Source organism: Parendozoicomonas sp. 2304DJ65-17 (assembly GCF_058148445.1).
On sequence record NZ_JBYVJV010000005.1, the window covers coordinates 173,788 to 186,702 of the forward strand.

A 12,915-nucleotide genomic window follows, 5' to 3' on the forward strand; every position below is an offset into this window, starting at 1 on the left:
AAGTCGCACTAGAGCCCACAAACGACTTCTGACTGTTATTAGTACAGGAGAGCCTATTGATTCACCGAGCTGTGATCAAGTTCTCATTCCTGAGAAAAGCTGACAAAACCTGCAACTTTACTTTGGAGGGGTGTACTGGTTGAAATCCTGTTATATGATCGCGGCAAAAGCTCATCCGAATAAGCTAAGACCAACGGAAAATTCCCTGCTTCAATGGGAAAATAACAACAGGGATAACTCTTTTTTATGAGTATCTGCAGTCTGGATACCAACACCACGACTATATCTGAACTACAGGACTTACGTCACTTTTCAGGCACTGCCGAAACATTTTGGCCAATATACATTGAAAAGCTGAGCCTTTTCTTTCATGCCAGCAAAGTGCTTTTGTTGATATCCCAGGGAGACAACTGGCTATCTCTTCTCAACCATCCTAAATCAACTTCTTTTAATTCCGAATTTCTGCGGGACGTGTCCTATGCAGCAACGTCCGCAAAAAACTCAACTTCCGGGTTGTATATTCACAATACCAGTGAGGGGCGCTTATTAGTTGGAGTTCTTCCCCTGGATGATGATTCCAAAAGCATTGCTGTAGCCCTGTTGCTGGAAGAGCACCAGAACACCTCTTCTTCAAATCTGGCAGTTAGCTTTCAGCTATTGTCCGATATACCACTGTCATTCTTCAGATACGCCAGTGTCAAACAGGATGGCTTAAATAACAAAGCAGCATTTGAAGTTTTGGAATTGCTTGCAACTCTCCAGAACTGTTCCGGATTTGATCAGGCCGCCCTGACTCTATGCAACGACCTCAACCATTATCACGGATACAACAATGTCAGCCTCGGCTGGGTTGAGCGAGGCTACATTCGACTGCAGGCAATCAGTCAGCATGAAAAACTCGAAAGGAAAATGGAGTATTGCCAGCAGATTGAAAATGCCATGGAGGAGGCCCTGGATTTCAACACAGAAATTCACTACACGGATTCTGTAGATTCTTATCCACGGCACAGGGATCTGGCTCGTCAACACGCTCCTGCGGCGATTGCTTCAATCCCTTTACGAGATCAGGATAAAGTTGTCGGCGTTTTAACACTGGAACACACTGACACTCCGTTCAGCGAACAGGAAATGCTCAAACTGCGGGTGCTTGGCAGCCAGCTTGGTAAAGCACTGCACATAGAAAAACAAAAAGGCCGCAGCTTTCTCCAAAGAACGATCTCATCAGGAAGGGAAAAGCTTTCGTCACTATTTGGAGTGGAACATACTTTTCTGAAAGCAACTGCCGCAATCTGCACTCTAGCCTTCTTATATATGGCTATTGGTAGTTGGAATTATCGCGTAGAAGCTCCTTTTGTACTCAGGGCCGAAAACACCCTGTTTCTTACTGCACCATTCGATGGCTATATAGAAGAAAGCCATGCTAAAGCCGGTGATACTGTTGATACTGGGCAAACAGTTGTTCAGCTGAGTACCGAAGATCTTTTACTGCAGGAAGCCAACCTGATTGCGGATCTGAACCGCTCGCGCAGAGAAACAGAAAAGTATCGTGCGAAGAACGAACTGGCGGACATGCGAATCAGCCAGACACGCTATCAACAATCATTGATTCGTCTGCAGCAGGTTCGTGAATATCTGTCCAAGGCCGACATCAAGGCAGCTGCACATAGCGTTGTTGTTGAGGGAGATATTTCCCGAATGTTGGGTGCTCCCGTTAAGAAAGGTGACGTTCTCCTCAAGCTCTCTCCATTGGACCAGGTCTTTGTTGAACTGAAACTCGATGAACAATACATCCATGAAGTGGAAAACGGCATGAAGGGGGAAATGAGTTTTCAAAGTATCCCAGACCAGACATTTGCTTTCGAAATAGTTCAGGTAAGCCCTGCAGCAACAGTCAACAGTGATGGCAACCAGTTCCTTCTCAAAGCCAGACTGACTGACCAGAAACAGGAATGGTGGCACCCGGGAATGACAGGTATTGCCAAAATCTCAGTGGGAGAAAGAAACATCCTCTGGATTCTGACCCACCGTACAACTGATTACCTGCGCCTGCTGTTCTGGATTTAGTATGACGCGCTCAACTCAAACATTCAGTGAATCCTGGCACAGTGTCGCAGATATCAGAGCGTCGCTGAAAAAAACAGTAAAAACCCACAAACAGCGGTTTCGGGGAGACTGGTGGTATGTACTGGGCGACCCATTCAGCAATCGTTTCTTCAGGGTGCGACCAGATACTTATTTATTTCTTAACAGCCTGACCCTGGATCTGACTATTGATCAGGTATGGCAGGCCAGACTGAACGAAGAACCCGACAACACCCCAGGGCAACAGGAAGTTATCGATTTATTGGCCCTGCTGCACCAGAACAGCCTGTTGCAATACAGTTCAGCTACAGACAGCCAAACGGTTTTTCAACGGCAACAGCAACGAAAAAAACAAGAGCTGCGAGCAAAACTCCTGAGCTTCATGTTTATCAAGATCCCGCTTCTAGATCCTGATGCTGCACTGAAAAAGGCAGGGCCTTTTTTCAGCCCATTATTCAGCAGAGCAGGAGCATTGCTTTGGTTTGCCGTTGTTGCATTGGGTTTAAAAGCTATTGCAGATAACGCTGGCTCATTTCTAGATCAAAGCAACGGGCTTCTGGCCCCCGGCAATTTGATTCTCCTTTATCTGGCTATGGCTCTGGTGAAAACCCTCCATGAATTGGGTCATGCAATCGTTTGCCGCCACTACTCCGGAGAAGTGCACACTCTGGGCGTAATGCTGATTATCCTGATTCCGCTCCCTTATATGGATGCAACGTCCAGCTGGGCCTTTAAACGCCCATGGCAGCGTATTTTTGTGGGCGGGGCAGGAATGATCGTTGAACTCTGGCTTGCCGCCGTAGCCGCTATTGTCTGGGCCAACACCGGCAGCGGGCTGATTAACAGTTTGGCTTATAACATAATCTTCATTGCGTCAGTTTCCACTCTTCTGTTCAACGGAAACCCACTTCTGCGCTTTGATGCTTATTACATGCTTTCCGATGCTCTGGATATTCCCAATCTCTACCAGCGCTCCAGAAAGCAGGTTGTATATCTTATTGAAAGATTTGTATTTCGATGCCAGCAGCTAACGTCAGAAGCTTATAGCTTAAAAGAGGCGTGGTATCTGGTTGTGTACGCCATTTTGAGTACGGTTTACAGGGTTGTCATCCTTGTCGGAATCATTTTCTTTGTAGCCGACAAATATTTGATACTGGGTCTGATCATGGCTCTGTTCAGCCTGTTCATGTGGTTTGTTCCGCCACCGGTCAAACTTGTTCAATATCTGATGCGTAATCCAAGAATCGCCCGTCGCAGAAAACAGGCCAAATGGATTACAACCGGTTTTGTGCTCTCACTCATTGTGGTTTTTGGGTTAATCCCCGCACCACATAATGTTCGAGTTCCGGGTGTTATAGAAGCGACCAGTTTCTCTCAAATGAATACCCAGGCCGATGGCTATCTCAAGGAAGTTCTGGTGCAGGACAACGAGCCAGTTGCTGAAGGAACTCCGCTTCTGGTCTTTGAAAATAAAGACCTGGAGAGGGAACTGAAAACAGCTCAGCTTCAGCTATTGGAAAATAAGTATCAGCAGGAAAAAGCAAGAGTAGATAGCAACGCGGATTTAGCACCTTTGCTGGTTAAACATAAGTTCCTGGAAAAGCGTCTCGCCAAACTTCAAGAAGATCAAAACAACCTTACATTTAAGGCACCTTTTGATGGCATATGGTCAGCCCCTGATATTTCAGAGAGAGTTGAAACATGGATAGAAAAAGGTACGACCCTTGGAACGTTGTACGATATTGAGGCTTATCGCTTCTCAGCCATAATGCAGCAGGACGATGGACTGGTATTTCAGCGTCATAATGATAGCCCTGCAGAAGTGCGAATCCAGGGACAGGAAAGCTACAATATAACGGCATCGGGATTAGAGATTTTTCCTTTTGAAAATGAACGCCTGCCTTCAGCGGCCCTGGGCTGGCTGGGTGGAGGAAGCGTAGCGGTAAAGGCCGATGATGAAACCGGCACCCGAACCACAGAGCCGTTCTTTCAAATTTATGCCGCCTTACCCAGCGAAACAAATCTTGATTTTTTCCATGGTGTATCGGGCACCTTACGTCTGAGCCTGACTCCTGAACCTTTATTCTGGCAATGGTATCGACAGCTCAGGCAGGCCGTACAAAGAAGGTATCAGATATGACGATACCTTCGTCTGACCAGTACCATTTCAGGGCCCCGGCAAAAGCGAATATTCCAAGCGGCCTGGATCAAGTCAGCAATAGTCTGATAGGTCGTTACAAACGAAGAAAAAAAATACTGACAGAGTTTTCGCGGCAGGCTGAAGACATTCATACACTGTCAAAGCAGTACGCCAGGCGCAGCCAGGACAAACTCACCGCAGCAATCTGTAGTGTAAAACCTGTTTTTCTCAAAGATTGTGTTCCTGATGAGCAACTCACAGAAGCCGTTGCTCTTATCGCCGCGCTCTCTTCTCAGGTTTTAGGGCTACTCCCACACAAAGTCCAGATAATTGGTATTTTGGGCTTACACAAGTGCTATTCCCTGGAGATGGATACCGGTGAGGGTAAAACCCTGGTTGCCGGTCTGGCAGGCATTCTTATGGCCTGGCATAAACGCCCTGCACACATCCTTACCGTGAATGATTATCTGGCAGAAAGAGATAGAGAATTTATCCAGCCACTGTTGGAATGCCTGCATATTTCTTCTGGTGTTGTTCTTTCCACCATGTCGCAACAGGAAAGACAAATTCAGTATGCCTCTGAGCTGGTCTACACAACCAGCCATGAGTTACTGGCTGACTTCCTCAGGGATCGCATTCTTTTGAAAAAAAGCAGAGGGCTGGCTCATCATAACCTGCGCAAAACCCGGCACCCGGATTTCAGCCTTGCCACCCGTGGCATACACAGCGTTATAGTTGACGAGCTTGACAGCATACTGATTGATCAATCTGTCTCTCCATTAATCATTGCAGCACCCTCTGAAAACCCTTTGCTTGAAGAGTCTATTCGACTCGCCCACCAGCTGTCGCAGGAACTTGAGATTAATCGCCATTATCAAGTCGACCAGAAAAGCAAGCACATACAGGTAAATGGAGAAGGGCTGAGAGTCATTGCCAAACTTTCAGAGAAACTCCCCAGAATGTGGCAGAGTCGCTCTCGCAGCCTGGAGCTTATCAAACAGGCATTATCAGCTCGAGAGTTCTATCTCATAAACAGACACTATGTGGTTGAAGATGAGAAAGTCATTATCGTTGATGAGTTCAGTGGTCGAAAAATGCCGGAGCGCTCGTGGAGCCTTGGCCTTCACCAGGCTGTAGAAGCGAAAGAAGGAGTGCCGATTACGGCTCCCAATGAAGTCCAGGAAAGAATGAGTTATCAAAACTTTTTCCGGCTTTTTTCCCGTATGAGCGGACTGAGTGGTACCGTGAAAGAGGCTGCTGATGAGCTATGGCAGATCTATCAACTTCCCTTGCTAAAAGTACCCCGAAACCAGCAGTGCAACAGAACGTCACAGGAAACCAAAGTATTTCCGGGCAAAAGTGAAAAATGGAATTACCTGTATCAAGTCGTTCATGACCATCACCTGACCGGTCAGCCAGTGCTGATAGGAACACGCACTATTGAAGACAGCGAGCAGGTTGCAAAGCTGTTTGACTTGAAGGGTTTGGCCTATCAACTTTTGAACGCCAACTTCAGCAAGCAGGAGGCAGATATTATTGCCACAGCGGGCCAGAAAGGGGCCATAACTATTGCGACTAATATGGCCGGCAGAGGGACTGATATCTCACTTGATGAGATAAGCAAAAAAGCAGGCGGACTTTATGTCATCGTAACGGAACGACACCACAGCGGCCGGATTGACAGACAACTGATAGGTCGTTGCGCTCGCCAGGGAGATCCTGGCAAAACCACCACAATTCTCAGTCTTGAGGATGAGCTTATCCAGCAGACTTTGTCCCCAAGGAGCATAGATTATTTACGCAGGTTATCAGGCATAAAGCCTGTTCGCCCGATCATTCTCGGGCTCTTTGCCCTGGCTCAAAAAAAATCTGAGAGATCAGCTTACAAACAACGTCAGCAGGTTCTTAAAAGCGATATCAACCTGAAAAAATCCTTAAGCTTTTCTGCAGGGCATTAATTGACAGCTATAAAGGCAGGGAAACAAGTGTTGATCACAGTTTCCCGAATCCTGTTCATCCCCTTATAATGGGAGTTTACTGTTTTCCTTTCCCCGTCGGAGATTCTTCGGGGTTTTCCATTCTGGAGACGTCGTTCGCCCATGTCCGAACAGCACACGCCTGCACAAACGCAAGAAACGCGCAAAATTCTTGTCACCAGCGCCCTGCCCTACGCCAATGGTCCTCTTCATATGGGCCATCTGGTTGAATATATCCAGACCGATATCTGGAGCCGGTTCCAGAAAATGCGTGGGCACATGTGCACCTACGTATGTGCTGACGATGCTCACGGTACTGCTATCAGCCTGCACGCTGAAAAACAGGGCATGACTCCGGAAGAGTCTGTTGCCAAGATCAACAAAGAGCGCATCGCCGACTTTGGCGACTTCCATGTGGAGTTTGATAACTATCATTCCACCCATTGCGAAGAAAACCGCGAGCTGTCCTCTTCTATCTATCTGGCATTGAAAGAGAAGGGGCATATTGCCAGCCGTACCATTACCCAGGCTTTCGACCCTGAGAAGGAAATGTTCCTGGCTGACCGTTACATCAAGGGTACCTGCCCTAAGTGTGGCGCTGCCGACCAGTACGGTGACAACTGTGAAGTGTGCTCCGCCACCTACAGCCCAACCGACCTGAAAGATCCTTACTCCACCATTTCTGGTGCTACGCCAGTAAAGAAGGACTCCGAACACTTTTTCTTCAAACTCACTGACTTTGAAGAGTTCCTGAAAGGCTGGACCCGCTCCGGCACTATCAAGGACGAAACCGCTAACAAGCTGGCCGAGTGGCTGGACAGTGGCCTGCAGGACTGGGATATCTCCCGCGACGCGCCTTACTTCGGTTTTGAGATTCCTGGCGAACCTGGCAAATACTTCTACGTTTGGCTGGACGCACCTATTGGTTACATGGCTGCCTTCAAGAACCTGTGTGACCGCACCGAAGGTCTGAACTTCGACGAGTACTGGAAGAAAGACTCTGACTGTGAAGTGCACCACTTCATTGGCAAAGACATCGTGAACTTCCACTGCCTGTTCTGGCCAGCCATGCTCACCGGTGCTGACTACCGCACGCCAACCAAGGTAAGCGTACACGGCTACCTGACTATTAACGGCGAGAAGATGTCCAAGTCCCGCGGCACATTTATTACTGCCCGCACGTACCTGGATCATCTGAACCCTGAATATCTGCGTTACTACTACGCGGCCAAGCTCTCCAGCCGGGTTGATGATATTGATCTGAACACTGATGACTTTATGCAGCGTGTTAACAGTGACCTGGTGGGTAAGGTTGTTAACATCGCCAGTCGTAACGCCGGTTTTATCGCCAAGCGTTTTGGTGGGCAGCTGTCTGGTACCGATTGCGCGCCTGAGCTGACCAAAGCTTACATGGACGCTTCCGAAACCATCGCCCAGTACTATGAAGATCGTGAATACGGCAAGGCGATGCGTGAAATCATGGCTCTGGCTGACAAAGCCAATGCCTGGATTGATGAAGTGAAGCCATGGGTTGTTGCCAAGGAAGAAGGCAAAGACCAGGAGCTGCATGATATCTGCTCCACCGGTATCAACCTGTTCCGCCTGCTGATGATCTACCTGAAGCCGGTTCTGCCAGACATAGCTGAAAGAGCCGCAGCGTTCCTGAAGGTAGAAAACCTGAACTGGGAAGATAGCCAAACCCTGCTGTTCAACCACGACATCAACAAGTTCAAGCCGCTGATGACCCGTGTTGAACAGAAGAATGTTGATGGCATGATGGAAGATGCCAAGAAGCTGCTGGAATCTATGGCCGCTGCTGCTCCAAAGGCAGAGAAAGCCGAGCAGAGCGAAATCGACAAAGAGCCTCTGGCAGAAGAGATTGAGTTTGGCGACTTTGCCAAAACCGATCTGCGTATTGCCAAGATCGTGAATGCCGAGCATGTGGAAGGTGCTGCCAAGCTGCTGCGCCTGACTCTGGATATTGGCGAAGAGAAAACCCGCAATGTCTTTGCCGGCATCAAGGCTGCTTACGCACCGGAAGCCCTGATTGGCAAACATACTGTAATGGTTGCCAACCTTAAGCCACGCAAGATGAAGTTTGGCATGAGTGAAGGCATGGTTCTGGCTGCTGGCCCTGGCGGTAAGGATCTGTGGATTCTCGAGCCTCACGAAGGTGCCAAGCCTGGCATGCGAGTGATGTAATTCTGCTGTGTTGGGTTACGCCGCTTTGCGGCTAACCCAACCTACTTCCCACCTCAAACTGTTCCCTATACTTACCTGCAATATTTCTCTATCAACACAACAAACAGGGAATTTTGCAGAGCTATGGATGCTATCAATATTGCCGGAATTATCACGGCTATTTCACCGATTGTTATTGCTGTTATTGATGCCAGAGCAAGATCTGCCACCACTACTGTTTCAACCGCCGATAACATCACGGTTAACAATGAACTTTTAACCTATATAAGGACTCTAACAACCTGCGCCTTTATTTTTATTATCTGCAGTTTGATTACCAATACACTGCTGGCACTCTCTGAGATCTATGACCAGAAACCAAGCTGGTTATCCGTGAATCTCATTTGGATTGTTGGCTATCTCGTGATGGCGTACCTTGTTATCAGAAATATTCTGCTGAGTGAGTACAAGACCTTATGAACCAGCTGGCATTTGCGACTATCAGACTCATAGCTATTATTTTTCTCGCCAAAGGCCTGACTGTGCTGCCTGGGTTACTAATTGTTTTTGATCAGGCCACAAATAATACCCAAAACATTTATACAACCGTTCTGGTAATCACTCAGCTTCTGCCGGTTTGTATTGGAGTTGTACTCTGGTTTCTGGCTCCCAAGCTATCCAGCAAACTGATTCATGAAGATAGCAAGCTCACAATTGACGTAACGGCAGATACACTGCTGCCCGTTCTGGTTTTTATTCTGGGGCTTTATTTTGTGTTCAGCTCGCTATCTCCTTTGTTCGTCTCTATAGCACTTTCACTGAGCCAGTCTGAACAAGTCCCAAACATTCTCCAAAATATCTTCACTCCTGCCCTGCAGATCATTCTTGGCCTGTTTTTGATGATGGGTCACAAAAGTGTCGTCCAGATATTTCTAAAGCTACGCAATCTGGGCCGTTAAAAATCTGTTTTAACGCGGTACACGCCGCTACTATTTATGGCACCATAGCCATTCCCGCTATCTGGATGTTCTGTGTTTGGGCTTCATGCGTGACACAGAGAGAATAAGGAAAATCATGGAACAACTCAGCCAGCAAATGGCCTTTATTCTTGAGCTGGACAAGCTCAAAGCCGTTTATCGCCAGACCACTGTAAAAAACGACAACAACCGCCACGAAAACAGTGCTGAACACAGTTGGCATATCGCCACCATGGCCCATGTTCTCCATGCTTACGCCAGTGAACCTGTTGATATCCACCGGGTAACCATGATGCTGTTGATCCACGACATTGTGGAAATTGATGCCGGTGACACCTTCGCTTTTGCCACTCAACAGGATCTGGACGGTCAGGAAGAAAAGGAAATGAAAGCCGTTGATCGCTTGTTTGGTCTGCTACCAGAAAATCAATACCAACAGATGAAAGCACTCTGGCTAGAGTTCGAACACGCACAAACAGCCGATGCCCACTTTGCCAAAGCCATGGATCGCATTCTTCCTTTACTGCAGAACCTGGCGAATAATGGCGGCAGCTGGATAAAACACAGTATTCGAAAGAGTCAGGCTGTCGAGCGCAACCGCTATCTTGAAACAGCGGCGCCACGCCTCTGGGAATACGCTCTGGAACAAATTGATCTGGCAGCTGAAAAAGGCTGGCTGCTGGAAGGTTAATTTACGAGGTAAATTTCGTGTCCAATATCCTGATTATTGTTTTTATTGCTGTCATGCTGCTCTGGGGCATACAGCGTTTTAAGCAGAAAAAAAAGCTGGGCGAAGAAGCACTGGAAAAAGGGCTGGCCTTCCTGGCCACTAACAAAGATGAAGAGGGAGTGTTCACTACCGATTCAGGCCTGCAATACAAAATCATTACCAAAGGTGAAGGCGGAGCGTCTCCTTCTGCTACCGACAAGGTTAAGGTTCACTACCACGGAACTTTGATTGACGGCTCTGTGTTCGACAGTTCTGTGAAACGCGGGCAACCCATTAGCTTTGGTTTGAATCAGGTTATTACCGGCTGGACGGAAGGTTTGCAGCTTATGTCTGTAGGCGACAAATATCGCCTGTTTATACCTGCCAACCTTGCCTATGGCAGTCAGAGCATGGGCGGTATTCCTGCCAACTCAACCCTGATCTTTGATGTAGAGCTGTTAGGTATAGAATCCTAAACAGGATTAAGTGCGTAATAAAAAGCGGGGGATGTCCATTCACCGGCAACGGTAAGTTATGGTACAACCCCCGTTATATTCCTTTTCTTCTTTGAAAGTCATCAATGCAAACAACTCCACAGCAAGTACAGACTTACCTTCGAGATACGCTGACATTCTTCCGAAGTAACATCAGCACACTGGCTGTTATTGTTCTTCCGTACGCTGTTCTCAGTGAATTCGTCCACCGCTTAGTGATTAAATCTATGGCCGAAGGCGACCAGCTTTATGCCGGGCTGATGACTGAACTGGCGCTTTACCCCATTGTTCACAGTGTGTTGATTCTCTTTATTGCTGCCGTTATCGGTGGGCAACGCCGCTCCGTTGGCGAGTGCTATCGCTATTCTGTGCCATTCTGGCCACGCATGCTGCTGCTGACACTACTTTCCACTCTTGCCATTATGGCGGGTCTGTCACTGTTTATTGTGCCGGGTATCATCATCATGATTCGTCTGGCTCTTTCTGACATGTATTGCATGCTGGAAGGCACATCGGTGACTGAAAGCATCCGTAAAAGCTTTATTGCCAGCTCATCGGTCACATGGGTTATTTTTCTGGGGTTAGGGATTCTTTTCCCAACGGTGACAATGTTTTCCATAGTCCTGGCACAGTTTTCTGCAGGCATGAATAATCCAGCTATCAGTGTTGTGATTACCACCTTCCAAGCCTTGCTGCAGACTTTATACCCCATTTATCTGTTCCGGGTATTCAGCGCCATTCGCAGCTCTTCATGAGACAAGCACTGGCATAAAACTAAAGAACAGGCTGAGCAACAACTCAGCCTGCAAGTTCTGCTATGGCAATCATCGCTCTTTATGTCTTACTGATTTTTATATGGAAAAATAGCCCCTTGAACAAGCATCTGGGATTGTATTGAGGTCAACCGTCATTACTGATTAAGCTTACCAAGCCTGATTGACTCTAAGTGATCTGTTATTATTAATGAGTATTTGGCAGCAAAGTATGGCACCGGGTCACGGTTATAATCTGAAAACCTTGGTTCCAGATTGTTCCACAAATAGAGAACCTTCTTAATTTCCTTTCTCTCTTTAGAGGTGGTTGACGCTGCCTGAAAAGCGTTCAATTGTTGGGCGACACTGTCAGCATGAATATCAACTGTGTCACCTTCTTTGTCTGCCGCCACCATGGTACTGCCATTCCAGTGTGCTGCAAGGCGTGTATAACGTGAAGTGGTTTTATTCAGCTGAATGCTGGCAGAAAGATAAGGGTCGACAGTTCCAACACTGACCCCCTGTAAATATTCCTGAAGCTGCTCTAAAGCAGACTCCATCTCATTTACTTGCAGGGTAGAAGTAAAGCCGTCTTCCTGATAGCTATTGCTCTGCACCTTTTCAGCAAAGACATTATATCTGTGCACCAATGTTTGCTGCTCAACCTCTTCGAGTTCCGAGGCAACAGTAGAGATAGACTCCTCAAGATCGTTCAGAACCGCCTCTATACGCTCTTGTTGTTCTTCGTCACCAAAAAGCACCGTTAACAAGTGAAATCCTGTGCTCGCCTGATAGGCCATGACCTGTGCTTGTTGAGCCTTTAATGAGATCTCCGAAGACTGTACGCTCCCCGCCAGCAAAATGACCACGGCAGTAAGTATTTTTCTGAAGTACGCCATCAACAAATCCTCTTTGTTTAAGAGCGCAACTGTACTCTATTACGGCGCAAGACTTCATTCGCTTTGTCAACTCAACCCCCAGATATCTTTGCCACTCCCAATCGGGCTGCATGCCTGGCACCTATCTCACATTCTTAATGCTTAGTCTTCAAACGACAATGGATAGATTTAAGACTATTACCTGTAAGTTGCTACCACCATTTCCTCAACTTCTTTTCGATACCTGTCAAAGTCCCATACAAGAAAAATCAATTTGCTAGATTTTTCTTGCGTTAACAAAAAATCTTCTAGACTCAAATTTATGGGCTTTGTTTAGTAATCGAATAGAGCCTGAATTCAAAAGGCGTGAATAGAGCGTCATGAAAAAATAACAGAAGCTTCACCAAGCTGGAACAAACTACAACTAACTTTAAAGCTATCAACTTATTGCCAGGAAGGACGTTTCAAGGATGAAAGTTCAGCACTTATATGTCAGAGATCGTATTACCTATGAACGGGGAACTATCGAAAGCACCACTCAGCCGGGCTGGCTTAAGGTTCGTATGGAGTGGGGAGAGATAAGAAGTTACCAGCCGAAAGATCTGCTCCCCTGTCCGGCTGACAATTCAACCAGAATTTCAGCAACCAATCATTAACTGCTTCATAAAAATTAAACACTTCATCCAAACAAAGCCTGCAAATGCGGGCTTTGCTTTCAATGCGTTT

At 47.1% G+C, this 12,915-nt stretch carries 11 protein-coding genes; 10 read left to right on the top strand and 1 reads right to left on the bottom strand.

What is annotated here, in order from left to right; all coding sequences use genetic code 11:
• Positions 1 to 246: 246 nt before the first annotated feature.
• The 9 genes from ACY2RR_RS14440 to ACY2RR_RS14480 all read left to right on the top strand — a co-directional run bounded on the left by ACY2RR_RS14440 (position 247) and on the right by ACY2RR_RS14480 (position 11,314).
• Positions 247 to 2,064: a GAF domain-containing protein gene (locus ACY2RR_RS14440; RefSeq protein ID WP_490108860.1), complete on the top strand. Its 1,818-nt coding sequence runs from the start codon at positions 247 to 249 to the stop codon at positions 2,062 to 2,064.
• A 1-nt stretch (position 2,065) separates the two neighbouring features.
• Complete coding sequence (locus ACY2RR_RS14445; protein WP_490108861.1) at positions 2,066 to 4,222, top strand: site-2 protease family protein; 2,157 nt, start codon at positions 2,066 to 2,068, stop codon at positions 4,220 to 4,222.
• Complete coding sequence (locus tag ACY2RR_RS14450) at positions 4,219 to 6,180, top strand: preprotein translocase subunit SecA (protein ID WP_490108862.1); 1,962 nt, start codon at positions 4,219 to 4,221, stop codon at positions 6,178 to 6,180. Before ACY2RR_RS14445 ends, ACY2RR_RS14450 begins: the two co-directional genes overlap by 4 nt.
• A gap of 141 nt (positions 6,181 to 6,321) precedes the next feature.
• On the top strand, positions 6,322 to 8,400 hold the full coding sequence (metG, locus tag ACY2RR_RS14455) for a methionine--tRNA ligase (RefSeq protein WP_490108863.1): 2,079 nt from the start codon (positions 6,322 to 6,324) through the stop codon (positions 8,398 to 8,400).
• A gap of 123 nt (positions 8,401 to 8,523) precedes the next feature.
• Positions 8,524 to 8,859 (top strand): hypothetical protein, encoded by a 336-nt coding sequence (locus ACY2RR_RS14460; protein ID WP_490108864.1) that lies wholly within the window; start codon positions 8,524 to 8,526, stop codon positions 8,857 to 8,859.
• On the top strand, positions 8,856 to 9,338 hold the full coding sequence (locus ACY2RR_RS14465; protein ID WP_490108865.1) for a hypothetical protein: 483 nt from the start codon (positions 8,856 to 8,858) through the stop codon (positions 9,336 to 9,338). The genes ACY2RR_RS14460 and ACY2RR_RS14465 overlap by 4 nt, the downstream gene beginning before the upstream one ends.
• A 115-nt stretch (positions 9,339 to 9,453) precedes the next feature.
• Entirely contained in the window at positions 9,454 to 10,047 is a 594-nt protein-coding gene (locus tag ACY2RR_RS14470) for an HD domain-containing protein (protein ID WP_490108866.1), read from the top strand.
• 17 nt (positions 10,048 to 10,064) lie between these two features.
• Entirely contained in the window at positions 10,065 to 10,541 is a 477-nt protein-coding gene (gene bamJ, locus ACY2RR_RS14475) for a BamJ family beta-barrel-assembly machinery protein (protein WP_490108867.1), read from the top strand.
• Positions 10,542 to 10,645: 104 nt separating this feature from the next.
• Positions 10,646 to 11,314 (top strand): YciC family protein, encoded by a 669-nt coding sequence (locus ACY2RR_RS14480; RefSeq protein WP_490108868.1) that lies wholly within the window; start codon positions 10,646 to 10,648, stop codon positions 11,312 to 11,314.
• A 155-nt stretch (positions 11,315 to 11,469) separates the two neighbouring features.
• Here the strand turns inward: ACY2RR_RS14480 and ACY2RR_RS14485 are convergent, their stop codons facing one another.
• Positions 11,470 to 12,210 (bottom strand): hypothetical protein, encoded by a 741-nt coding sequence (locus ACY2RR_RS14485; protein ID WP_490108869.1) that lies wholly within the window; start codon positions 12,208 to 12,210, stop codon positions 11,470 to 11,472.
• Between the two features lie 449 nt (positions 12,211 to 12,659).
• Here ACY2RR_RS14485 and ACY2RR_RS14490 point away from each other — a divergent pair, with 449 nt between their 5' ends.
• Complete coding sequence (locus ACY2RR_RS14490; protein ID WP_490108870.1) at positions 12,660 to 12,845, top strand: hypothetical protein; 186 nt, start codon at positions 12,660 to 12,662, stop codon at positions 12,843 to 12,845.
• The last annotated feature ends 70 nt before the right edge of the window (positions 12,846 to 12,915 follow it).

What these genes read in the sequence shown, in the direction of transcription:
- ACY2RR_RS14440 (WP_490108860.1), top strand. Translation starts at nt 247, where the DNA reads ATGAGTATCTGCAGTCTGGATACCAACACCACGACTATATCTGAACTA.
- ACY2RR_RS14445 (WP_490108861.1), top strand. Translation starts at nt 2,066, where the DNA reads ATGACGCGCTCAACTCAAACATTCAGTGAATCCTGGCACAGTGTCGCA.
- ACY2RR_RS14450 (WP_490108862.1), top strand. Translation starts at nt 4,219, where the DNA reads ATGACGATACCTTCGTCTGACCAGTACCATTTCAGGGCCCCGGCAAAA.
- metG (WP_490108863.1), top strand. Translation starts at nt 6,322, where the DNA reads ATGTCCGAACAGCACACGCCTGCACAAACGCAAGAAACGCGCAAAATT.
- ACY2RR_RS14460 (WP_490108864.1), top strand. Translation starts at nt 8,524, where the DNA reads ATGGATGCTATCAATATTGCCGGAATTATCACGGCTATTTCACCGATT.
- ACY2RR_RS14465 (WP_490108865.1), top strand. Translation starts at nt 8,856, where the DNA reads ATGAACCAGCTGGCATTTGCGACTATCAGACTCATAGCTATTATTTTT.
- ACY2RR_RS14470 (WP_490108866.1), top strand. Translation starts at nt 9,454, where the DNA reads ATGGAACAACTCAGCCAGCAAATGGCCTTTATTCTTGAGCTGGACAAG.
- ACY2RR_RS14480 (WP_490108868.1), top strand. Translation starts at nt 10,646, where the DNA reads ATGCAAACAACTCCACAGCAAGTACAGACTTACCTTCGAGATACGCTG.
- ACY2RR_RS14485 (WP_490108869.1), bottom strand. Translation starts at nt 12,210, where the DNA reads ATGGCGTACTTCAGAAAAATACTTACTGCCGTGGTCATTTTGCTGGCG.
- ACY2RR_RS14490 (WP_490108870.1), top strand. Translation starts at nt 12,660, where the DNA reads ATGAAAGTTCAGCACTTATATGTCAGAGATCGTATTACCTATGAACGG.